This window comes from uncultured Methanobrevibacter sp. (genome assembly GCF_937881195.1).
Classification (GTDB): Archaea; Methanobacteriota; Methanobacteria; order Methanobacteriales; family Methanobacteriaceae; genus Methanobinarius.
The window spans coordinates 117,459-139,468 of record NZ_CALGFC010000032.1 but is presented as its reverse complement, the minus strand read 5'-3'; the positions used below and the strand labels follow the sequence as shown (position 1 = coordinate 139,468).

19 protein-coding genes are annotated in these 22,010 nt (G+C 24.4%); 14 read left to right on the top strand and 5 right to left on the bottom strand.

All coding sequences use genetic code 11. The features are described from left to right. Nucleotides 1-674: 674 nt before the first annotated feature. The 3 genes from Q0087_RS05450 to Q0087_RS05440 all read left to right on the top strand — a co-directional run bounded on the left by Q0087_RS05450 (nucleotide 675) and on the right by Q0087_RS05440 (nucleotide 3,065). Complete coding sequence (locus Q0087_RS05450) at nucleotides 675-1,622, top strand: CBS domain-containing protein (protein WP_297898663.1); 948 nt, start codon at nucleotides 675-677, stop codon at nucleotides 1,620-1,622. Nucleotides 1,623-1,735: 113 nt separating this feature from the next. After that, nucleotides 1,736-2,560 (top strand): CBS domain-containing protein, encoded by an 825-nt coding sequence (locus tag Q0087_RS05445; protein ID WP_297898662.1) that lies wholly within the window; start codon nucleotides 1,736-1,738, stop codon nucleotides 2,558-2,560. 262 nt (nucleotides 2,561-2,822) lie between these two features. After that, nucleotides 2,823-3,065 (top strand): DUF2188 domain-containing protein, encoded by a 243-nt coding sequence (locus Q0087_RS05440; protein ID WP_297898661.1) that lies wholly within the window; start codon nucleotides 2,823-2,825, stop codon nucleotides 3,063-3,065. Nucleotides 3,066-3,163: 98 nt separating this feature from the next. Here the strand turns inward: Q0087_RS05440 and Q0087_RS05435 are convergent, their stop codons facing one another. Then, entirely contained in the window at nucleotides 3,164-4,207 is a 1,044-nt protein-coding gene (locus Q0087_RS05435; protein WP_297898660.1) for a hypothetical protein, read from the bottom strand. A 608-nt stretch (nucleotides 4,208-4,815) separates the two neighbouring features. Between Q0087_RS05435 and Q0087_RS05430 the strand changes: the two genes are divergently transcribed. The 11 genes from Q0087_RS05430 to Q0087_RS05380 all read left to right on the top strand — a co-directional run bounded on the left by Q0087_RS05430 (nucleotide 4,816) and on the right by Q0087_RS05380 (nucleotide 18,409). Beyond that, complete coding sequence (locus Q0087_RS05430; protein WP_297898668.1) at nucleotides 4,816-5,709, top strand: prephenate dehydratase domain-containing protein; 894 nt, start codon at nucleotides 4,816-4,818, stop codon at nucleotides 5,707-5,709. A gap of 477 nt (nucleotides 5,710-6,186) precedes the next feature. Further along, nucleotides 6,187-6,858 carry a hypothetical protein gene (locus Q0087_RS05425; protein WP_297898659.1) on the top strand — a complete coding sequence of 224 codons (672 nt, stop codon included), beginning with the start codon at nucleotides 6,187-6,189 and terminating at the stop codon, nucleotides 6,856-6,858. 27 nt (nucleotides 6,859-6,885) lie between these two features. Beyond that, a complete protein-coding gene (locus Q0087_RS05420; RefSeq protein WP_297898658.1) occupies nucleotides 6,886-7,434 on the top strand; it encodes a PsbP-related protein in 549 nt (182 codons plus the stop codon). Between the two features lie 337 nt (nucleotides 7,435-7,771). After that, the gene (gene coaBC, locus Q0087_RS05415) at nucleotides 7,772-8,992 is read left to right on the top strand and encodes a bifunctional phosphopantothenoylcysteine decarboxylase/phosphopantothenate--cysteine ligase CoaBC (RefSeq protein ID WP_297898657.1); all 1,221 of its coding nucleotides are present in this window, start codon (nucleotides 7,772-7,774) and stop codon (nucleotides 8,990-8,992) included. Between the two features lie 933 nt (nucleotides 8,993-9,925). Continuing rightward, nucleotides 9,926-10,558: an archaeal proteasome endopeptidase complex subunit beta gene (gene psmB, locus Q0087_RS05410; protein WP_297898656.1), complete on the top strand. Its 633-nt coding sequence runs from the start codon at nucleotides 9,926-9,928 to the stop codon at nucleotides 10,556-10,558. A 702-nt stretch (nucleotides 10,559-11,260) separates the two neighbouring features. Further along, nucleotides 11,261-13,165 carry a beta-CASP ribonuclease aCPSF1 gene (locus tag Q0087_RS05405; protein ID WP_297898655.1) on the top strand — a complete coding sequence of 635 codons (1,905 nt, stop codon included), beginning with the start codon at nucleotides 11,261-11,263 and terminating at the stop codon, nucleotides 13,163-13,165. A gap of 658 nt (nucleotides 13,166-13,823) precedes the next feature. Then, on the top strand, nucleotides 13,824-14,849 hold the full coding sequence (purM, locus tag Q0087_RS05400; RefSeq protein WP_297898654.1) for a phosphoribosylformylglycinamidine cyclo-ligase: 1,026 nt from the start codon (nucleotides 13,824-13,826) through the stop codon (nucleotides 14,847-14,849). Nucleotides 14,850-15,122: 273 nt separating this feature from the next. Further along, nucleotides 15,123-16,151 (top strand): L-sulfolactate dehydrogenase, encoded by a 1,029-nt coding sequence (comC, locus tag Q0087_RS05395; RefSeq protein WP_297898653.1) that lies wholly within the window; start codon nucleotides 15,123-15,125, stop codon nucleotides 16,149-16,151. 379 nt (nucleotides 16,152-16,530) lie between these two features. Then, nucleotides 16,531-17,022, top strand: coding sequence for a sulfopyruvate decarboxylase subunit alpha (comD, locus tag Q0087_RS05390; RefSeq protein WP_297898652.1), 492 nt, complete (start codon nucleotides 16,531-16,533; stop codon nucleotides 17,020-17,022). A gap of 21 nt (nucleotides 17,023-17,043) precedes the next feature. Then, nucleotides 17,044-17,628 carry a sulfopyruvate decarboxylase subunit beta gene (gene comE, locus Q0087_RS05385; RefSeq protein WP_297898651.1) on the top strand — a complete coding sequence of 195 codons (585 nt, stop codon included), beginning with the start codon at nucleotides 17,044-17,046 and terminating at the stop codon, nucleotides 17,626-17,628. Nucleotides 17,629-17,830: 202 nt separating this feature from the next. Continuing rightward, entirely contained in the window at nucleotides 17,831-18,409 is a 579-nt protein-coding gene (locus Q0087_RS05380; RefSeq protein ID WP_297898650.1) for a FeGP cofactor biosynthesis protein HcgF family protein, read from the top strand. Nucleotides 18,410-18,691: 282 nt separating this feature from the next. Here the strand turns inward: Q0087_RS05380 and Q0087_RS05375 are convergent, their stop codons facing one another. The 4 genes from Q0087_RS05375 to Q0087_RS05360 form a co-directional block, all read right to left on the bottom strand. Beyond that, a complete protein-coding gene (locus tag Q0087_RS05375; protein ID WP_297898649.1) occupies nucleotides 18,692-19,327 on the bottom strand; it encodes a ThiF family adenylyltransferase in 636 nt (211 codons plus the stop codon). Nucleotides 19,328-19,454: 127 nt separating this feature from the next. Next, nucleotides 19,455-20,183: a Nif3-like dinuclear metal center hexameric protein gene (locus Q0087_RS05370; RefSeq protein WP_297898648.1), complete on the bottom strand. Its 729-nt coding sequence runs from the start codon at nucleotides 20,181-20,183 to the stop codon at nucleotides 19,455-19,457. A gap of 128 nt (nucleotides 20,184-20,311) precedes the next feature. Beyond that, entirely contained in the window at nucleotides 20,312-21,181 is an 870-nt protein-coding gene (locus Q0087_RS05365) for an SAM-dependent methyltransferase HcgC family protein (RefSeq protein ID WP_297898647.1), read from the bottom strand. A gap of 205 nt (nucleotides 21,182-21,386) precedes the next feature. Then, nucleotides 21,387-21,863 (bottom strand): DUF3236 domain-containing protein, encoded by a 477-nt coding sequence (locus Q0087_RS05360; RefSeq protein ID WP_297898646.1) that lies wholly within the window; start codon nucleotides 21,861-21,863, stop codon nucleotides 21,387-21,389. Nucleotides 21,864-22,010: the final 147 nt, after the last annotated feature.

The following is a 22,010-nucleotide window of genomic DNA, read 5'->3' as shown; positions in this document are numbered from 1 at the left end:
AAAAGTAATCATCAAAAACCTAAAATACAAACTATGGAAAGTCTACAACAAAAAACTTAGCTATAAATACGGAAACAATAAAATAAAATTCAAATTAAACTTAAAATCAGGAGAAAAATTCAAACTAAAACTAAAAGTATACAAACCAATAAAACAAAGATAAACACAAAAATTTAATTCTTTTGAGAAATCTTAACTTTTTCATTTCTCAAATAAAAAAAACAAACATTTTAAAGGGGAAAAATTGAAATGTTTATAATAAACATTTTTAATAAAAAACTTTCCCCTACTTTCTTTTTTTAATATAGAACTTACTTGATTACTAAATTAATAGTATATATTCATTAGTTATCTACTATTTCTCTATTATTTATTCAAAATTCATTTATTATTTATTCATTATGTATTTAGTATATATTCAATATTATACGATTTTTAGGAATATTCTATTTTTTTTAAACTATTTTTATATTTATCACTTATTATTGTACTTTTTAATAAAAATTGTTTATGAAACTTATAATAAGAAAAATTAAACAAAAATTATTTATGATTAATACTAGATATATAATAAACAAGATAACAAACAAAAAGAAGTTAAAAAAATCTTTTAATAATTTAGACTTTTATTTTAAGTTATCTAATTTTTGATTTATATCTCTCGAGGTGTAGAAATGAAAGACAAAAGTGCCATAAACTTAAGAAAATCTATGGAACGTGGATCTATAGAAAACGAAACCAGAGTTTCAGAACATGTTGGAGACGTAATGACATTAGCTGAAAAGGAAGTCATATCTGTCCACCCAACTACTAGAATAATTGAAGTCGCTGAAGTTATGGTAAAACACAAATTCAGAAGAATTCCTGTTACAGATCCCGGCTCTCAAAAACTTTTAGGAATAGTAACTGCTATGGATATTTTAAATTTCTTAGGGGGAGGAGATAAATTTAATATAGTTGAAGAAAAGTATAATGATAACTTTTTAGCAGCTATCAATGAGTCAGTAAGGGAAATTATGACTCGTGATGTTATCTCTATGACAAACAGAGATTCAATCAATGATTGTATTAGCTTAATGTTAGAAAAGGATGTTGGAGCATTACCTATTTTAGATGAAAATGAAAAATTAGTGGGTATTATAACTGAAAGAGATTTTGCTTTAGCAATGGCTGGTGTTTTAACTGAAGAATTAGTTGAAGACTTCATGAGTACTGATGTTATTACAACTACACCAGGAACACCAATTGAAAGTGCTTCTAAAATAATGGTTAGAAACAAATTAAGAAGGATTCCAATTTTAGCAAAAGCCATGGAAGATACTGCAGCTCATGGTGAAGAAGAGTATTTAGAGGGTATCATAACTTCTAATGATGTTTTAAAATTCTTAGGAGATAATAAAGTATTTGCTAAAATGGAGTCAAATAGTGGGCTTGGAATTTTAGAAACTAAAATCTCTGAGATAATGGAAAATAAAGTCACAACTGTAGAACCTTTAACTAGGTTAGGTGATTTATGTGAAATATTAAGAGAAAAGGACATTGGTGGAGTTCCAGTTGTTAAAAATGGGGAATTATTAGGAATTATAACTGAGAGTGATATTCTAAAGGCGATTAAAAAATAATAGGGATTAAAAAATAATCAAATATTATATTAACATTTTTATTGATTAATCTATAATGGATTATATCAAAAATTAATGACTTAAAAATTCATATGTTCTATTTTGGTGATAAAATGCAAATAAAAAATTTAATGTCCGAAGAGTTAGTAACTATTGATAAAGACCAAAATATTTGTGATGCTCTTAGATTAATGAAAAAAAATAAAATATCTAGATTACCTGTTACTAATGTTAACGAAAACAATGAGAAAGAGTTAGTAGGAATAGTTGCAGAAAAAGATATAGCTACAAAATTAGGCTCTTCAAAATATGGTAATTTAGCTCCTTCCCATTTCCATGTTTCAACAGTAATGGTTAAAGATGTTATAACTTTAGAAGAAACTGAAGATATTGATAAAACTGCTAAACTAATTCTTGAAAAAAATATTGGGGCAGTTCCTATCACTTCTGATGGCGATTTAGTAGGAATAATTACTAAATCTGATTTTATTGATACATGTAAAGGAAAAGCTTATGAAAAAATATTAGCTACTGATATTATGAGTAGTGAAATAATTTCTGTATCTTCTCAAGATAGATTAGTTCATGCAAGAAGAGTCATAATGGATTCTAATATTGGAAGATTATTAGTAAATGAAAACAATGAACTTGCAGGAATATTAACTTCAAAAGATATAGCAAGAGCTTTAACTTCATTTAGAAAACATGTTCCAGATAAATATAAACAAGCACAAATAAAAAACATATTAGTAGAAGAAGTAATGTCTCCAAATGTTGAAAGATTATCTTCTGAATCTACAGTAGCCGATATAGCTAATAATATGTTAGAAACAGGTTATAATGGTTATCCAATTGTAAATGAGGATGATACCGTAGTTGGTATTGTAACTCAATCTGATTTACTTGGTTTAATTGTTGATTTAGAATTAGGAGAATAATTAATATTCTAATTCTATTTTTTAAAATTTTATTCTTATATTTCACGTTTAATTTCTTATTTTTATAATCTTAAAATTTTATCTTTAATTTTTGCATTGAAAAAGAATTAATTGGTGCAAAATCATTTTCAAATATATTTAGATAGCTTTTTTAGGCTTTTTAAAATCATATATCAATTGGTACATAAGTTTAATTTAGTCAATATATTTAAATAATTTAATATAGAAATATATTATCATTCAAATATAAGGAGGCTTTCATTTGGGAGGAAAGAAAAATCAAATTCATGTTGTTAAAAATCCTAATGGGGGTTGGTCTAACAAAAAAGCACATGCAATAAGATCATCATCAATTCATGAGACTCAACAGAGTGCTATTGATCATGCTGTCCGCCAAGCGAAAACTCAGGGCAATACTGAAGTTATTATACATAGTAAAACAGGGAAAATTAGAGCATCTAATACATATAATCGTAAAGATGATCCTAAATCAATTAGAGGATAAAATAATATTGTTTTTACACCCCTTTAATTTTTATTTAATCTTAGAATAATCAAAACTAATTAATTTTTGAATAAATTGTATTTTTTTGTAATATATTTTTATTTCATTATTCTTGAAAGACAAATTAATAAATCGGGATTTAATTTTTTATTTAAATTTTCAATAGAGACAAACTCCTCTATTTCTTCTAAGAATGAATCAAGCCATCCATAATCATCATTGAATAAAAAATGTCCTTTTAAACTTATACTTATTTTAACCTCAATTGAATAAAAAGGATACTGATTTTCTGTATTATCATAATCTGTCAAAATAGGATTTATATCTTCATTGAAACCTCGATAATCTGGAATTATAGTGATGTTAAATATGTTATTATTAATTTCTATATAATTATCTTTATTTCTTATTATTTTTGAGTTCATAGGTAGATTTATTTCAAACTCTTCCCTAATAATATTCTTTAAAACTTTATTTTCTGAAAAAATCTTATTTTCTAAAGTATCACTATCAAATTCTTCTATAGTGATCGTTTTTATCTTTTTTTCATCAATTTCATTTTTAGCATAATAATCATCTAGATGTACACTTAGTTTGTCTATTATTAAGTATTCTAATATGGAATTGATAATATTTTTTTTATTAAGAATCTCGGGATTGTAATTATAATCTTTTTCAATAGTTTCTTCATTATTAAATATTTTAATGTATTTTTCATTTTTAGGAAACAAAAATTCTAATCCTGTATTAAAGTTCTCGTTTAAATCTTCATTATTAAATATTTTAATATATTTTTTATTTTTAGGAAATAAAGATTCTAATGCAGTATTAAAACTCTCGTTAAAAGAATACCCATAAATTTCAATTGGAGTTGCCTCGTTATCTATAAATTCGTAAGCTATAATTCCTCTTAAATTAATTTTTATTGTTTCATTTGAGAGGAAAAATTTATAAAAAAGTACAAATGCTAGAGTAATAAAAGGTAAACTAGAAATAGATAAAATAGTAATATTTTCATTAGTTAATACCACTAAACAGGATGCTAATATTTCCACAACAAATGCTAATAATATTACAGTAATTATTAATAATATTGAATCATTTGTTCTTCTACGAATATCTTCTATTGGTGTATGTGTCATTTTTCACCTAATCATATAAAATTAACATTTTTCTTTTACATCCAACTAATACATAATTAGAATAAAGTAATACTTATAATTAATTATATAATAATATTCAATTTGTTTTAAAATTTAATTTTTCCAAAAACTATTAGTTTTGTTATTTAGAATTATTAGTTTTATTATTTAGAATTATTTATTTTCATGAAAAAATCTTTTCTTGGAGCATATATGAAGATAAAACTAGGTTTTACTCATTAAATAAACAATAAACTTTAACATGGCCTTTAATGGGTGAAATTTATGAGGGATATGGAATATCTCACAAAAAATAAAGATATATTATATTTATATTCATTTTTTCCACTTTTTTTAAAGATATTTTATTTATTCTTCAGCGAATTAATTAGAGTTTAATTTTAATTTATTATTTTTATTCTAAAATTTTATCTTTTTTTAAATTTAAAGTCTTATTACTAATTTTAAAATTTTATCGAAACATATTTAATTAATTTTTTTTATATATAATCATAGAAGAAGTTTGAAGATATTTTTACAAGGTCTTTTAAGGAGTTTTTAATATAGGTTCAAAACCACATCTTAACAAAAATCAAAAAAATCCTAAAATTGCTTTTTTAGGTCCAAATGGAACTTTCACACATGAAGCAGCATCTAGCTTAGGTGAAGAATTAGTTTCTTATTGTTCAATTCCTTCTGTAATGGGATCTGTTACTACTGGTGAGTGTTCTAAAGGGATAGTTCCTATTGAAAATTCTATTGAAGGACCAGTTGGTATAACATTAGATCTGTTGGCTCATAAAGTCGACCTTAACATTGAAAAAGAATTAATTATTCCAATTAGCCATAATCTTCTTGTAGATGGGGATATTTATAATATTGATGGTAATAAAGAGGATAATGTTAATGAAAATAAGGATATTGATAGTAATGATAATCATATTATTATAAATAATGATATTAATGATATCAAAGATGTATATTCTCATTCTCAAGCATTAGCGCAATGTCAAAATTATTTAGAGAATCATGGGATTAAAACTCATTTCACTTTAAGTACTGCAGCAGCAGCTAAATTTATTAAAGGTAAATCTGGGGTTGGAGCTATAGGAACATTAAAAGCTGCAGAATTATATGGTTTAAAAGCAATTGATAAAAATATTCAAGATATAAAAAATAATAAAACAAGATTCGTTTTATTATCTAAAAATAAGACTAAAATAACTGGAAATGATAAAACTTCGATTTTATTTTCTCTTTTTGATGATAATCCTGGGGGACTTCATGATATTTTAGGGGTTTTTGCTGAATATGATATAAATCTTACTAAAATCGAATCTAGACCTTCTAAAGAAGGATTAGGTAAATATATATTTTTCGTTGATTTTGAAGGTCATAGGGATGAGACAAATATTTCAAATATCCTCAATACTGTCGAAAAAAAAGTTTCTTACATGAAAATATTAGGTTCTTATCCTAAGGCAAATTTGGATAAATCATAAACTTTAGATAAATTATAAATAAAATAGTTTACATATAATATATTCTAAGTAATTAATAATTTGAAATATCCTATAAAATATATTCATCATAAAATATTTTATAATATCATTAAGATAGATTATTATAATTAAGATAAATTACTATCATTAAGATATTTTTACAATCAATATAATTTATACAATAATATAATTATTTGTACAATATATATAATTTATAATGTAATTTTTATATACTACTTTTTATAATAAATTATGAAATAATACTAAATTTTTATAATAGTATTTTACATAATTTTCATAATTATAACTTTTAGTATAATACTTTTAGTATAATGATATAACTTTCATTATAATTTTATGAAATATAATAAAATTATTATAATATTTATGGAATATAATAAAATTAATTCTTATAATCAATTTTATATAATAAATATCTAATTATTATTTATTTTTTAGAATAAAAAGCCTTATGGGGTGGATAATATTAATCAAGATAAACAAAAGCTCTTAAAAATTATGCAAGAGCTTAAAAAGGATTACGAGGCAGGAAATATTTCTGAAGATAAATACAAATATTTATCTAACCAATATTCTAACAGAATAGCTAATTTAGATGCTACAAATAGAATAAGAAATATGCAGGGAAGGCAAACTATTAAAAAACACAATTCTGGACCTGCCCAAAGAAGTATGGCTGAAGCTAGCAAAAAAGAAGATCAAGATCTTATAAATAAATATGTAGTAAAGCCAAAAGGTAATGAAAATGTAAAAACAAATGTTAAAGTTTCCAATAAAGGAAAATATGCTATTCTAGCAGTTGTATGTTTAATTGGTGCTTTTTTAGTTGGTATTAGTTTTGGATTATTTACTGGTCCTCAAACAACTATTCCAACAGCTTCTGTTATGGTTGATGATACAGCATTTCCAAATTTTTTAGTTAATGCTACAAATAGCACTACTGATACTAATAGTAGTACTAGTACAGATGTTTCTACTGACACTAATTCTTCTAGTGATAGTTCAGATTCTGGAAATTCGGATGATAACTCTAATGACAATGGTGGACAGGATAGTGGAGATAATACTGATCCTGGAAGCTCTGATGGTGGAAATTCTGGTAATGATGAATCTGGAACTACTAATTAATGTCTAAACCATAATATAGGTGAACTAATGAAAAAATATATCTTAGGCATAGTACTTATAATAGCTGTTATATTTGTATCTGGCTGTATCACATCATCTAGCGATAATTCCGGGGATAATGGGACAGATACTCCTAAAACCTTAGCTAAAAATGGCGTATTAATTAAATATCCTGGTTCATGGGTTGTAGCAAATTCTGGATCTAATGATTCAATAATGGCAGTTGCTGATCCTAAATCTAAAGATGCTAGTAATGGATTTAGTAGTGTAAATGTTAATATTGAGAAAAAAACTCTTCCTTCTTCTTTGGATACATACTTTAACCAGACATATTCAAAATTATTTTCCAATTCGAGCTATTCTCCAATTGCAATTGGAAACACGTCTGTTGGATCGTATAATGCTTTAGAAGCTATATATACTCAAGATGATAATGGTTCAGTTAAACAACACAGGGCCATTTGGATAGAAAATAATAATGAAGTTTTTGTTATTTTATGTACTGCTCCTCAAGATGATTTTCAAAATCAACTTAAAAATTTCGAGTTCATACTATCCAATTTCAAAATAACTTAAAAATTTTAAATAACTTAAAAATTTTAAAACAATTTATCAATTAAAATTTGGATTTTTTCCATTTTCTTTAATTGTAAATTTTTTTTATTAAAATCTCTTGTTTAATATTTTTATTATATTTTAGCATTTTTAGAATTATATAATGCTTTTTAAGTGTTTTTAGAATTATATTTTAGAATTTAACTTTTATTTTTTTAAAAAACAAATTTAGAAAACAAATTTATTATTTAAAAAGAAATTTTAAATAGCAAATTTATTTTTAAAGAAACATATTTAAAAAAAATTTATTTTTAAAAAATCAAATTTTTATCAATAATTTAATCTTAAAGTGGTTTAAATGAAAATTATATTATGTGTAACTGGAAGTATAGCTGCTACAGAGTCAATTAAATTAGCTAGGGAATTAAGAAGACAAGGTTTTGAGGTTAAATCATTTATGAGTGATGCTGCCACAAAAATAATCCATCCTAATTCTATGGAATTTGCAACAGGAGAAGAAGTAGTTTTAGATATCACTGGTGGTATAGAACATGTTAAATATTCTCAAGCTGACTTAATACTTGTTGCTCCTGCTACAGCTAATGTTATAACTAAATTTGCATATAAAATATCTGATAATCCAATCAATTCTTTACTTATAACAGCTGATGGTCATGATACGCCTATATTATTTGTACCATCTATGCATGATTCTATGCTTAAATCTATTTCTGGTAATATTGATAAAATAAAATCTGAGATATCTTCTAAAAAAGTACAATTTGTAAGTCCTAGAATGGAAGAAGGTAAAGCTAAGTTTCCAAAGATTACAGATATAATATTAGAGTCCAAACATCTAATTAGTTTAAGTAATTATGAACAGAAGATAAATAAAAAAGATAATAATGATTCAAATGCTGAAGATAACACTCCTAATTTAAGTAAAAAGATATTGATTTCTTTAGGAGGAACTTATGAAGCTATTGACCCAATAAGGGGGATAACTAATAAATCTTCTGGAAAAATGGGTTTAGAATTAGCTAAAGAAGCTTACTCTAGAGGATTTGATGTTAAGATTATCGCTGGAATGATTGATGTTGATATGCCAAATTGTTTTGATATAACATATGTTGAATCAAGTCAAGAAATGAATAAAATAACAAAAGAACTAGTAAAAGATTATGATATATTTATAGCTACTGCTGCTGTTTCTGATTTTGCTCCAATAAACAAGAGTGAATCTAAAATATCTTCTTCAATTAATCTATCTTTAGAATTTAAGCAAACTGAAAAAATTATTAGGCAAATAAAGGAATTAAATCCAAATATCTTTTTAGTAGGTTTTAAAGCAGATTATAATATTTCAAAAGATGAAATGATTAATTTGGCTAAAAAACAGATGAAAGAAGTAGGTACAGATCTAGTAGTTACTAATGATGTTAGTATTGAAAGTTGTGGATTTGGTTCTGATAATAACCAAGTTATTCTTGTTGATGAAGAAATTCTTGAAGTTCCAAAATGTTCTAAAACTGAAATAGCTGAAATAATATTTGATAAATTAGAAAAAGATATTAATTAAATTGATTTATTTCATTATCAGATAAATTATAATTTAAATCTTCTTTAAGGTTTATTAAACTTTTTTTTATTTATTAATTTAATATTAAATTCGTTTTAATCTTCTTTAATATCCATTGAAGTTATTTTATTTATTAATTTAATATTAAATTAGTTTTAATCTTCTCTAAGAATCATTGAAATTTTTTAATTTATTAATTTAATAGTAAACTTTATTATGGTGGACTTACAAAATATATATTAAAATATATTAAATCATAATTTCATATAATAGTTATATAATAATTAGAGTAGTTTTGATTAAATTTTAATTAAGTAGTTTTAATATTTTTTATTTTATTGTTTTTGTAACTTATATTTCTATGTTAGATATAAATAGCTTATATTTTTAATATCTGGCCATGCTCTATTATCTTTTGTCCATTTTTGCAGAATTTAATTGAGATTATAGAAAATGTTATATATAGTTAAAATATATATTATTATTACTTAGACTGAACATATTGAATTGATTTATATTATCTTATGTTAATATGTTTATTTTAGTTCTATATTTATATATTAAAAATTAAGAATTATTTAATAAAAATAATTCTAAATTAAGATTATATTTAATTAAAAATATATTTTGAGATAAAATTTATATTTAAAAATTAAAATTATGCTAATTTTATAATATCCACTATTATTCAATTTTTTGATTTAAAGCAAAATTATGGGAATTTCTAATTTAATTTTCAATAAATTAAAGATTTTTCTGTAAATAATATGGTTATCTTTTTAGATTATCTCTTTAAATTGCATTTAATTGTATAATTTTATATAAGATAATTTATATATTAATAATAATTTTAAATTAATTATTCATATCATAAAATAATTCGAAAATAGAGTTATTTAATAAAAATTATTATCACATACGAGGTGTTATTAGATGAGTAATAAAAACACATTAGATACATTAGAAGGCACTACAACTGTGGGTATTACTTGTACCGATGGTGTTGTCTTCGCTAGCGAAAGAAGAGCTAGTATGGGAAATTTAGTAGCTCATAAAGTCGCAGAAAAAATATTTAAAATTGATGATCATATTGCAGCTACAATTGCAGGTTCTGTTGCTGATGCACAAAGTTTAATGAAAGTTATCAGTGCTGAAGTTTCATTATATAAAATGAGAAATGGTGAAAATATTAGTATTGAATCTGCTTCAGCTTTAGCTGCAAATATCTTACATTCTTCTCCACTATATGTACAGACATTACTTGGTGGTGTGGATGAAAATGGAGCTTCAATTTATTCTCTTGATCCTGCTGGAGGTATGATTAAAGATTCATTTATCTCTACTGGTTCTGGATCTACTTTTTCCTATGGTGTACTTGAAGACAGAGTAAAAGAAGGTATAAATGTTGAAGAGGGTGTTGATGTAGCTATTAGGGCTATTAGGGCAGCTATGGAACGTGATACTTATTCTGGAAATGGTATATTAGTAGCTACTGTTGATAGCGAAAAAGGCTTCGAAATGTTATCTAAAGATATTATTGAAGCAAAATTAAAAGAAATTAGCTAAATTAGCTAATTTACATTTTTTATTTATTAAAACTTATTTTATTAAATATGTGTATATTGAAAGACTTGAGCAAACAGAATATTATTTGTTAAAGACTGTTTTCACTATAATACATTTTTTACAAAACTAAATTAAGAATTCCTAAAATATTTTGATTATTTAATGTTTATATTCCATTTTTTAATAATATTATTTGATTAAAATAATGGTTTATTAAAATAATGGTTTATAATTATATTCAATGTTTTCAAAAATACTTTATAAAATATCTAATTTCAAAATATTTTACAATAAACATATTATTAATTTAAACATTTTATAAATACATTTTATAAATATACTTATAAATTCACTTTATAAATTCATTTTATAAATTCACTTTATAAATTTTAAAACTTATTACAACTCTCAAATAGCTAAATGTTGCATATATTTGAGTTTACAGATTTAGGACTTATTTAAAATACTTAAATTTGTTATAGTATATTTAAAATAGGATTTTCGAAATCAATTTTATTAAATTATATTTAAAATGTTAAAATTTGTTAAAATCTGTATGATATGCTTAATATTGTAAAATTTTTTTAGAACATTACACTTTTTACATGTTTTAAAAATTAATTGTATAAGATATTTTAGAATTCTTAGATAATTTTTGTTTAAATCAAGATTTTTACACATCTTATTTTTCAAAGTGATTATATGACTTCAGAGATTCTTGAAGAAATCAAAAAAACAATCGTACAAAGACTTCCTGAGCGAGTGCAAGTTGCTAAAGTAGAATTTGAAGGCCCGGAAGTTGTTATTTATACAAAAAACCCAGAAATAATAACTGAAAATGGGGATCTAATAAGGAATTTAGCTAAAGACTTAAGAAAAAGAATAATAATTAGGTCTGATAAATCCGTACTTTTGGACCCTGAAAAAACAATAGACAAAATACATGAAATTGTCCCAGAAGAAGCAATGATTACAAACATCTCATTTGATGAAGTAACTGGTGAAGTTGTAATTGAGGCTAAAAAACCAGGGCTTGTCATTGGGAAATATGGAGTAACATCAAGAGAAGTTGTTAAAAATACTGGCTGGGCTCCTAAAATATTGAGAACTCCTCCAATATCTTCTGAAATTATTGAAAGAGTTAGAAATACTCTTAAACATAATAGTAAAGAGCGAAAAAAGATATTACAAGATCTTGGTGCTAGAATCCATCAAGGTTCAAAATATGAGAATGAATGGGCTAGATTAACTTCTATGGGAGGATTTAGGGAAGTAGGTCGATCATGTATGTTACTTCAAACTCCAAATAGTCGTGTTCTTCTTGACTGTGGGGTTAATGTTGCAGGTGACGAAAAAAATGCATATCCATTTTTAAATGTTCCTGAATTCTCTTTATCTGATCTTGATGCAGTTATAATCTCTCATGCTCATTTGGATCATACTGGTTTTTTACCTTATCTCTATCATTATGGTTATGAAGGCCCTATTTATTGTACTGCTCCAACTAGAGATTTAATGACATTACTGCAGCTTGATCACATTGATATTGCTCATAGAGAGGATGATCCTCTTCCATTTAATATAAAACACGTTCAAAAAAGTATTAAACACACAATAACTCTTGATTATGGTGAAGTAACTGATATCTCTCCAGATATAAGATTAACTCTTCATAATGCTGGACATATATTGGGTTCTGCAATGGCTCATATGCATATAGGTGATGGTCAACATAATATGGTTTATACTGGAGATTTTAAATATGAAAGAAGTAGGCTTTTAGAACCTGCTACATCAAGATTCCCTAGAGTAGAAACTGTTGTTATGGAAAGTACTTATGGCGGACATGAAGATGTTCAACCTTCAAGGAATAATGCTGAAAAACAAATGATGAAGACTATATATAAAACTCTTAAACGAGGTGGAAAAGTTTTACTCCCAGTTTTTGCTGTTGGAAGAGCTCAGGAGCTAATGATTGTTTTAGAGGAATATATGCGTCATGGAATGATAGATGAAGTTCCAATTTATATTGATGGTATGATTTGGGAAGCTACAGCTATCCATACTGCAAGACCAGAATATTTAAGTAAAGATCTTAGGGATCAAATTTTCCATATGGGAAGAAATCCATTTATTTCAGAAGCTTTCCATAAGGTTCAAAATGTAAATGAAAGAAAGGATATTGTTGAAGGAGAACCATGTATTATTCTTTCAACCTCTGGTATGTTAACTGGTGGAAATTCTGTTGAATACTTCAAATGGTTAAGTGAAGATGAAAAAAGTACTCTTATATTTGTAGGTTATCAGTCTGAAGGATCTCTTGGTAGAAGAATACAAAAAGGCTGGAAAGAAATACCTCTAAAAGAAGAAGGCAAAACCAAAGTTTATAATGTCAAAATGGAGATTAAAACAATTGAAGGATTCAGTGGTCATTCTAACAGGCGTCAATTAATGGAATATGTTAAAAAACTTTCTCCAAGACCAGAAAAAGTTATAATGTGTCATGGAGATGCATATAAAACATTAGATTTAGCTTCAAGTGTTCACAGGAGTTATAAAATTGAAACTAAAACTCCACTTAATTTAGAATGTACTAGAATTCAGTAAGATGCCTTTGGACTAATTAAGCTAAAAAAATTTTAAAAATAGTAATAAGTAAATAATACTAAAAATTATATTAAAAATTTCTTTTATAATTTATTAAATAGGCTATTGGAAAATAAGTTTATTTGTTTTTAAATTATTATTTGATTTAAATATTATAATTTTACTAATTTTTTCATTAATATCTATTATATTACTAGATTAATCTATATATTTTGGATTAATCAGCTCTTTTTTTATTAATTATTAATATTAACTAAATTACTTTTATGATATAATAGCTATAAATATTATGAAATTAATAAATATTTATGTTGTATATTAAATATGACAAATTTTATACATTAAAATTATTGTGAATTTATTTTTAATAGTTGATTTCATTCATTTTATAAACCTAATTAATTTAAATTAAATATTAAATGTTGAAATTGGATATTTAACTTGTTAATTTAGGTATTTAACTTTTTATACTATTTGGGTGATATTAAATTAATATTAAAAATAAATATTTATATTTACATGTAAAAATTATTTAAATATAATAATTATCCATGTAAAAATTATTTATATAATAATTATTTATATAAATATTATTTATATAAAAATTATTTATATGATATATTATCAATCATTAATTTATTTTAGAAATGGTGAGTAAATGGTTACCTATTCAGATTCTGGAGTTGACATAGACCTCGAAGAAGTTACAGTTGCTAAGTTAGCAGAAAAATTAAAGCCAACTTTGAAATACAGAGATATTATAACTGAAAGTGGGCATTTTGCAGCTTTAGTTAAAATGGGCAATAAAGGTATTGCAATGAGTACTGATGGTGTTGGTAGTAAAATTTTAGTAGCTAAAATGATGGAAAAGTATGATACTATTGGTATTGATTGTATTGCTATGGTCGTAAACGATATACTCTGCGTAGGTGCAGAACCAATAGCTTTAGTCGATTATTTGGCTGTTGAAGAACCTAATCCTGAAATCGCTGAAGAAATTGCTGAAGGTCTTGCAGAAGGAGCAAAACTTTCAAACATAGCTATTATTGGTGGAGAAACTGCTTCACTTCCAGAAGTAGTAAATGACTTTGATCTTGCTGGAACTGGAATTGGCTTTGTTGATCTTGATAAAGTTATAACTGGAAATAATATTTCTGAAGACGATGTTTTAATTGGTATTAGAAGTAGTGGTATTCATAGTAATGGTTTGAGTTTAGCTAGAAAAACTCTTCTTGAAAACAATAAATTTGATATTAATGATCCTATTCCAAATAATCCTGAGACTACAATTGGAGAAGAATTGTTACGCCCAACAGAATTATATGTAAAACCTATTGTAAATCTACTTAAAAAAGATTTTAATATAAATGGTTTAGCTCATATAACTGGAGGAGGTTTTAACAACCTTAAAAGACTTAATAAAGATGTTGGATTTGATATGGATAATCTTCCTTCTCCTCAAGACATATTCAAATTGATATATGATCAAGGAGTTTCATTAGAAGAAATGTATAAAGTATTCAATATGGGAATAGGTTTTGTTGTTATAGTTTCTCCAGAAGATTCTGAAAAAGTATTAAATGCTTTAAATAGCGACTGTGAAGCTTATAAAATTGGTAAAGTAACTTCTGATTCTAGTAAAGTCACTCTTAAAACTTTTAAATCTACTAACATAGAATATTAGTTTTAATAATTTGACAATATTATCAAGAATTACTATCATATTATTATAATTAAAAATTATCTATATATTAAATATTATTATTAAAAATTATCAACATATTAATTATAATTAAATAAATTATTGATATATTAAATATTTTTATAAAGAATTATTAACATATTAATTATCATTATAAAAAATTATTAACATATTAATTATCATTATAAAAAATTATTATTATTATTATTATTATTATTATTATTTATAAAAAAATTTAAGATTTAAGGTGTGTTCATGATATTAACAGCAGAAAAAGAAAAATCTCTTTTAATGGCAATATTAACTAAACTTGGTTTAAATGAAGACGATGCTGAAATAGTAGCTAATGCTACTTTAGATGCTGATTTAAAAGGATTTACTTCACATGGGATTGGAAGATTTCCTCAATATATTCATGGTATCAAAAATGGCAATATCAAAACTGATGGTGAAATTACTATTGAAAGAGAAACTGAAGCTATAGCTCTTATAAATGGTAATAGTCTATTTGGTCAATTAGTGGCTCATAAATCTATGATTTTAGCTATTGAAAAAGCTAAAAAAATGGGTATTGGTGCTGTAGGAACACATAACTCTAATCATTTTGGAGTTACTGGTTATTATTCTGATTTGGCTATAAGAAATGATGTTGTAGGTATTGTTACTGCTAATACAGAACCAGCTATTGCTCCTTTAGGGGCAAATAAGCCATTAATTGGAACTAATCCTATTGCTATAGGAATTCCTTCTAAAGATACTTATATTGCAGTAGATATGGCTACTTCTGCTTCAGCTAGAGGAAAATTGTTAGAATCCTTGAGAAAAGGTGAGGAAATACCTGAAGGGGTTGCTCTTGATAGTGAAGGTAATCCTACAACAGATCCTGCTGAAGCTTTGAAAGGTTCTATATTACCATTTGGGGCACACAAAGGTTATGCTCTAGCATTTATGATTGAATTAATGACTGGGCCTCTTGTTAATGCAGCATTTGGAACTGGAGTTAAAGGAACTGCTAACCATGCAGAAAATTGTACTAAGGGAGACCTTTTTATAGCTATCGATCCTTCTAAATTTGTAGAACTTGATGATTTCAAAGAAAAAAATGAAGAGTTTGTGACTCAAGTTCGTGAAAGTGGAGATACTTTTGTTCCAGGGGATCTTGAAGTAAAAAATATTGCAAATAATCAAAAATCTGGATTATCCATAGATAAAAAGTTATATGAAAATTTAAAAGGAATATGTGATGATTTAGACATTGATATTAATGATTATATCTCAGAATAGTTAATAAATATATAAAAATTCTAAAGATAATTATAATTTTATTTGTAAAAATAATATAAATTTTAAAGTTTTAGAATTTCAAAGTTTTAGAATTTCAAAGTTTTAGAATTTTAAAGTTTTAGAATTTTAAAGTTTTACAATTTTATATTTTTTTTATATTATCATGAAATTTATATTCATTTAAATTTTGTATTTTTTAAATATTAATTTAATTAAAATTAGCAATTTAAATTTAATCTAAAATATATTTATTTAATAAGCTAAAATTAGCAATTTAAATTAACTTAAAATTATTAATTTTAGATTATTTTAATTTGAAATTATTTAATTCATTTTATAAAATTCATATATTATTATTCTAATAAATGAGGTTTTTTAATTGGATAGTAGTGAAGCAGTTTATCAAGGACTAAAATCCGCTGGAATTAATTTTATTGTAAGTGTACCTTGTGTAAATCTTGGGAGAATACTTGAATTAATTGATGATGATGAAGAAATTGTTCATGTTCCAGTTACAAGGGAAGAAGAAGGACTTGGGGTCTGTGCTGGAGCTTATTTTGGTGGTAAGAAAACAGCTATATTAATGCAAAATTCTGGACTTGGAAATTGTGTTAATGCATTAGGTTCTCTTTACCAATTATACTCTTTACCATTAGTTATGATAATGAGTCATAGGGGAACCGAAGGGGAACCAATTATTGGGCAAGTTCCAATGGGTAAGGCAACTCCAGAAGTATTGACTGCAATGGGATTAGACTATTTTAATCCAAAATCTCCAAATGATGCAAAAAAGATCATATCTAACTCATGGGATTTATCTATTGATAAAGGATCTCCAATTTCAATATTATTAGATATTAATTATTGGTAAAAAATTTAGGAATTTATTATTATGGAACGTTTTGATGCAATCTTAGATATAATGAATTATATAACTAATCAAATTGTTATATGTAATATTGGATTTCCATCTAGGGAATTATATCAGATTAAGGACAGATCAGAAAATTTTTATATGTTAGGTTCTATGGGGCTTGCTTCTTCTATTGGTTTAGGATTAGCTATTGCTAAAGAGGATACTTCTAATAAAAATTTGAAAAATAAAGAAAAAATAGTCGTTTTTGATGGTGATGGTTCTGTTTTGATGAATATGGGTTCATTGGTGACAATATTTAATCAAAATCCAAACAATCTTATTTTAATAGTTTTTGATAATGGGTGTTATGGATCTACCGGTAATCAATGTACATATGCTCAAAATATAGATCTTTTAGAAGTAGCTAAAAGTATTGGTTTTGAAAAATGTTATAATTATGATGAAATAAATTTTGAGGATATTTTAAATGATGAGTCAGTAGGAACGGTTTTCATACATTATAAAATTCTTCCTGGAAATGCTGATTCTCCAATTATAGATTTAAGTCCGGAGTATATTAAAAATAGATTTATGGATTCATTAGATAATTTTAAATCTTAAAATAATTTATAAAGATTCAAATTCATTATTTTTTTCTAGAATTAGATTTATATTATTTATTAAAGTATCTATCTTTATTATATTCATGATTTTAATATTATTTATTATATTTATGATTTTAATATTATTTAGTAGATGTTTGAGATAATATTAAATAATATTAAATTTATATTACTTAAAAACAAATTTTAATAGGTTTATTATGATAAAAATAGCTACAGCTGAATGTTTCACTCATGGAAAAATTGGTCATGAAATACATATTTTGGCACAAGGTTATGAAAATGATTTTGGAGGAAATAATCTTTCTAATTATCGAATAAAAAATTATATTATTAATAATTCAAATGATGATTTTTTTGATAATTTAAGTTTAAGTTGTTCTTTATTTATTCCCACATTAGAAAGTTTACAAAATATATTAAAAGTTAAAACACCGGAGCCTTATACTTTAATTAAAGGAATAAAGGTTTTCAACCAAGAAAATGACTTAATAGTGGCAGAATTAATGGCAAAAGCCGTTAAAAATTTATCAAATTCAGACATTGGTATTGGAACAACTGCAGGAATTGGAAAAGGTGGTATAGCTATAGTAACTAATGATTTAACTATTACAACAACTTCTGATGTCTATGCAGATTTGACTAGTTCAGATTCTGATATTATTTTAAAAAGACAAATAAGCGGAATCGAAAAAACACTTGGTATCCTGTTAAATCTTTTGAATGATGATTTAGATTCTTTAAATGACTTCGATGACTTGTTAGTAATAACTAATTAATAGTATAATAAAAAATATTTTAATATTAAAATATTATTTTAATAATAAAAATTATTTTATTAGTGAAGAATATTTTAATAATAAAGATTATTTTAATAAATAAAAATATTTTTTCAAATTGTTCTAAAAAAAGAATAAATTTAATATATATATATATTTCTTAAAATAAATTTTTTAATATGACTCAATAAATTTAATAAAAACTTTCCAAAATTTTCATAATTTTCATATATTTTTTTAAATTTTTCAGTATATTTTTTAGATTTTAATTCATTTTTCTAATTAAATATTTATTAATTCTTTAAGTGTTTCTTTTGTTATGATATTTGCTACATTATCTAAAACATAGGGGGTTATTGGCACTCCACTTGTAATAAATTTGTTTGTTGTAATAATTTTATGATTTTTTTTAATTCCTTCTTCTCTAAGTAAATTAACAACAATGTTTGAATCATCAAATTCAGATATATCTTTGGTGATTATTTCTTCTTCACCTATCCCAAATATTCCTCCAGTCCCAATTGTTTTTGCCCCATTTTTATGTGCATGTTTTATTATTTTAGCAGCTGTAGATATGGTATCTCCTCCTGCTAATTCTAAAACAACAACATTTCCATTGATTAAATCTAAATTTTCCTCGTTTATATTAACATTATAACTTTCTACATTTCTATAACTTTTTTCATGGGTTGATAATCTTTTTATGAAGTCTGTTTTATATTCTCCAACATTTCCTCCATACATTAAAAATATCAAATCAGATTTTGATATCTTTTGATTATCAAAAACGTTTATAGTTTTTGGACCTCCTCTATGTACTTGTATAAGATTTATACTGGTTCTAAGTCCTAATCTACCAACACCTACTAAATCTACTTTTCCTTTTGGGATTAAACTATCTTCAATTTTTTGAATCATTTTTAATTCTCCTATTCTTAACAATTGTTATATTTTATATTGTTTATATTTAAATATTTATTAATTATAAAATTATTTGTATAATTATAATTTAAGACTAAAAAGCTCACAAATAACAAACCATCTATTATAAGTCAATGGAATTTATATATTTCCAGGGGATTTCTTGGTGGATTAACTTAGTTTCAATACCTATTTTGGATATAATATCATATAATTCTTCTAATCCTGGCACTTCACTAGCATAATGAGATATATCAACAATACAAATTCCTAAATTTTTAGATAAAATTGCCCCTTTATGAGTTAAATCTCCGGATATGAGTATGTCTACTTTATTTTTTTTAGCTAATTTTATATAATCAATATTACTGAGTCCAAAACCAGAAATAATTGCAATTTTTAATTTTTCATTATTTTCTTGCTTATTTAAGGGGTTTACTACTCTAAAATAATCAATATTTAATTTTTTTGGTATTATATCTAGAAAATCTTTGAAATTAAAAGAACCTTCACAAATTCTTCCGATTCCAGTTTCTTCATCAAAAACTTCTAAAACATTTAAATTTAATTTTTTAGCAAGTGCATCATTTGCCCCACCATTAATTATATCCCAATTTGAATGAATCACATATGTCGGTGTTTTTGGATTAAATAGTGGTGGATGATGCGAAATTATGAGTTCATTTTTTTGGGAATTATTATCTTCCTCAATAGTTAAATCCATAATTACTTTTATCTTTTTTATGTCTATGTCCTCAAATTTTGGACCAAAATAACCGATATTATCATTTTCTAGTCCTAATTCTTTTGGAATCATCACATCTATCTTTTTTATAATTTCTTTTAATTTCATAATACTCATTAATAATTATATTTAATAGATTTCATGATTTTTCATAGTTTGTGAAATTTCTTAATAAATTTTACAATATTATTATAAAATTATTATAACTTTTTTGGAACTAATATACTATCTTAATTCTATTTAATTTGTATGGAAGAATTAATCTTTGATAAGTAGCTATTTATTACTTCATCAACATTAAAGAATTTAATAGTTGAAACAGTTAATGCTTCTGAATTTATTATTTCAAAAAACATTTTTAAATTTTTTTTCTTAAATATAATTTCTTCAAAAAATGTCATTTCTGCAACACTGTACAAAACTCCTTCCTTTTTAATGCATTCTGCTATAGATTTACTTAAAACATCTATTGTAAATGTCATTGTTCCAGAAGTTTTTGTATTCAAACCTTTTGTTTTTAAAATAGCTTTATTTTCTGAATTAATGTTTATTAATCTTTCATTTATGTTATTTTTATTTTTAATAAGAATATCATTATCTTCAGCTACTGGATCTTCTATTAAAAATGCTTTTGTTGTTATTTTAGAAGATTGTTCGGGAGAAATTCCTCCTAAACCAGTAGTATCTATTATTAAATCAGACCCATTAAGTAAACTTAAATCTTGTGAAAAATTTATTTTATTATTCTCTTTATTTGGATTATGTTTCTCTTTTTCACCATTTTCTATATCTTCTGGTAGAGCATTAATTTCATAATTATCAATTAGTTTTTCAATATGAGGGTAAATATCAATAACTGTCACATTATATTTATTATTTAACATTTTAGCTATTCCTAGCCCTGTTAAATATCCTCCAACTATTTTAACATCATTTATTTTAATTTCATGCTCTTTTTCTAATTTTTTAACCCATTTAAATATAGCTAATGATTTTTTTTGAATAATAATGTTTAATATGTCTAATATTCTCATATTAGATTTTATAGTATAAACTTCAGAGGTTATCCCAGTTTCATATTCTATTTTTTTATTTTTTTCTTTCAATTTATCAACCGTATAAATAGCTAATTGTAAATAAATAGATAAAATTAATATTTTCTGATGATGATGAGGTATATTATATAAAAAATACACCATAATTAATATTAGTAATAAAAAGTATAAATCAGCAAATTAATTATTAATAATATTAATTACAGTTTTAAAAAATAACTTATTTTAAATTAGTATAATTTTAATTATTAAACTTTTAAGATTCTTCAAGACCTATTCTTTTCAATGCCATAATAGTTTCATCTCGTACAGCTTCTTCTAATGATTTTTTGTGAACAACATGGGATGGTGAAAAACCTGCGGTTAATATTCTTCCTTTATTATCCATAAAAACTAGCATGGATCCTGAACCAGGAATTCCAAGTCTTCCTCTCCCTATTATCATGTCTGCATCACTTTGATCAAGGGCCATAGTAGCTTTAGAGATGCAAGGGAATCTGTGTGAATCAGCAGAGTTTGTATTTATATCCAAATTTTTTGCTTTTGAAATCCCATATTTTTCTAATATTCCATTGATTACTTGGGTTTTAATATTATTTTTGTTTGGAACAAATACTTTTTTAGCATTTTTTATATAATTTTGTATTGCTAATACTTCTTCTTTTTTATCTCCAGTTCTTGTTCCTTCCATTGATTCTTTAGCAGCATTTTTTATTATATTTTCAAAAGCCATATTTTCACATTCATGATTATTTTGGAGTGTTAAATTAAAAAAAGTTAGCTATATTTTTTTTTATGTATTAAATTATTTAAATTAATTTAAAATATATAATTGTATTATATATTTTATTATATTTAATCATATTAAAGATAAATTATA